The organism is Clostridium sp. 1001271st1 H5, from assembly GCF_005845215.1.
Taxonomy (GTDB): domain Bacteria; phylum Bacillota; class Clostridia; order Lachnospirales; family Lachnospiraceae; genus Enterocloster.
The window spans coordinates 1-2,233 of record NZ_SPHO01000058.1; the positions used below are offsets into that span (position 1 = coordinate 1).

Sequence of the window (2,233 nt, forward strand, 5' to 3'; positions counted from 1 at the left end):
GGCAAAGTGACGAAATTTAAAATTTAAGAAATAGCGTATTTTGTGGCTATGTCTAGAAACCCGGCAGTAAAAGGTGGATATCTTTTTCTGCCGGGTTCTGTGCATGTTCGAGCATCCACAAATCCTTTGATTTGCCGAATCTGTGTGGACAAGATGCCTCATCTTTCTTTGATTTACGTGCGATTTTTAGAAGTTATACACCGTCATTTTTACGAATCGAGAAAAACCGGCAATTCGCCAAAAAGCCTTATTTATGCTAAACTTGAGGTGGAAAGTGAGGCCGCAAAATGAAGAAAAACGAGACTCAGAAACCGATATCTCTTGAAGAACTGCTGAAAGGGCTCAGAGAGCAAAATGAATATCAGGCAAAGATTATTTCTATGCAGGAAGATACCATTAGCATTCAAAACAAACAGAATGAGGAACTTGCCGAAATGTTGAGCAGAGTGCTCGGAATGATTCAATCGGGAGAATAAACTTATGAGGATTTCCTTTGAACTGGTTACATCTTTACAGTACGGTCTCAGAGCGGCGCAGCAACAGCTTGCGTCATTTAAGTCCGGTCAGAAATATGTGAACATGAAAAAGGAACATGAAACGGATTGTCGTTGTCTGGAGAAACAGATAAAATCTCTGCAGGAAGAACTGCACCGACTCCGTCTGGAACAACGCTCTGCCCGTCAGCAATGGTTTGAAAGCACAGATGACATGCAGGCAGAGTACGAAAAGAAGATACGTGCCTTTCAGGCAGAGAATGCCCGTCTCTATGAGCGAAGCTTCAAGGCGGAAGCGCAGCGTGATGATGCATATGATAAGATAACGCAAATGCGCAGGGAGAACTATCAGCTTGCAACAGAACTGGAAGAAGAAAAAGGAAAGAATCAAAAGCTGATTGCTCAGATTAACAAAGATTTCCAAAATTCCTCTTTGCCTTCTTCTGCTCAGATTATCAGGAAAAAGAAGATTCCCAATAATCGGGAAGCAAATGGCAGAAAGCCTGGTGCACAGCCAGGGCATCCAGGCCACAGCCGAAAAAAGCAGACCCCCAATCAGACAGTATTGCTCCAGCCATCACAAGAAATCCTTGATGATTCTGATTTCAAAAAGACCGGGAAGACTGTCACAAAGCAACTGGTCAATGTACAGTTATGTTTAAATGTAATCGAATACAAAGCAGATGTATACCGTGACATAAAGACAGGAGAACTCTACCACGCAGAGTTTCCGGACGGTGTAGCCGATGATGTCAACTACGGTTCTTCCGTCAGAGCCTTCCTGTTTCTGCTGAATAACGATTGCTGCGTTTCTATCGATAAATGTCGGGATTTCCTTAAAAACCTGACCGACGGGAAACTGGATATTTCAAAAGGAATGATTAGTAAGCTCAGTAAAGAATTCTCTGAAAAAAGCGAGGCACTGCGAAGGTCTGCAGTTTCAGAGATGTTCCTTTCTCCGGTCATACATACAGACTGTACCAATGCCCGTGTAAATGGGCAGAGAGCGTATGTGTTTATCTGCGCAGCACCAGACGGGCCAGCTCTATACTATGCCCGTGGAGCCAAAGGGCATGCGGGTGTTGCAGGAACGCCCGTAGAGGACTATCAGGGGATTTTGATTCACGACCATGAGAAAACCTTCTACAAATACGGCTCTGCACATCAGGAATGCCTGGCACATGTGCTGCGCTATCTGAAAGGCAGCATAGAAAACGAACCGGAGCGAACGTGGAACAAAGACATGCATTCCCTGCTTCAAGAAATGGTCCACTATGTAAACGGAGTGGAATCAGGTGAAGAACGAGATTCCGTAAAAATCCACGAATATGAGACCAGATATGCTCAGGTCCTGAAAACGGCCTCGAGTGAATACGAGGATATTCCGTGCAGCGACTACTACAGAGAAGGATTCAATCTGGCAGCGAGGATGAACGTCTACCGGGATGCACACCTGTTGTTCCTGCATGACAGCAGGGTTCCTACAACGAATAACCTGGCCGAACGGCTGCTAAGATTCATAAAACGAAAACAGAATCAGGCTATGTCATTCCGGAGTATCAAAAGTCTTGAGTTTCTCTGTGATAGCATGAGCGTGCTGTTTTTGATGCGCCAAGAAGATGGTAACCTATATGATAAAGTATCCGCAGTATTCGGATAGAAGAAAGAACTCATGGCTTCGACTGCTTCCAGTCTACACCATGGGTTCTTTCTTTACAAGTTAGCCTCTGAACAGTAAC

The 2,233-nt window shown here is 44.6% G+C and carries 2 protein-coding genes; both read left to right on the forward strand.

What is annotated here, in order from left to right; genetic code table 11:
- Positions 1-287 precede the first annotated feature (287 nt).
- The gene (locus FGS84_RS30515; protein ID WP_138311878.1) at positions 288-476 is read left to right on the forward strand and encodes a hypothetical protein; all 189 of its coding nucleotides are present in this window, start codon (positions 288-290) and stop codon (positions 474-476) included.
- A gap of 4 nt (positions 477-480) precedes the next feature.
- Positions 481-2,154 carry a transposase gene (locus tag FGS84_RS31745; protein ID WP_207740041.1) on the forward strand — a complete coding sequence of 558 codons (1,674 nt, stop codon included), beginning with the start codon at positions 481-483 and terminating at the stop codon, positions 2,152-2,154.
- Positions 2,155-2,233 lie beyond the last annotated feature (79 nt).

Excerpts from the sequence above, each read along its gene's own strand:
- FGS84_RS30515 (WP_138311878.1), top strand. The coding sequence starts at position 288 with ATGAAGAAAAACGAGACTCAGAAACCGATATCTCTTGAAGAACTGCTG.
- FGS84_RS31745 (WP_207740041.1), top strand. The coding sequence starts at position 481 with ATGAGGATTTCCTTTGAACTGGTTACATCTTTACAGTACGGTCTCAGA.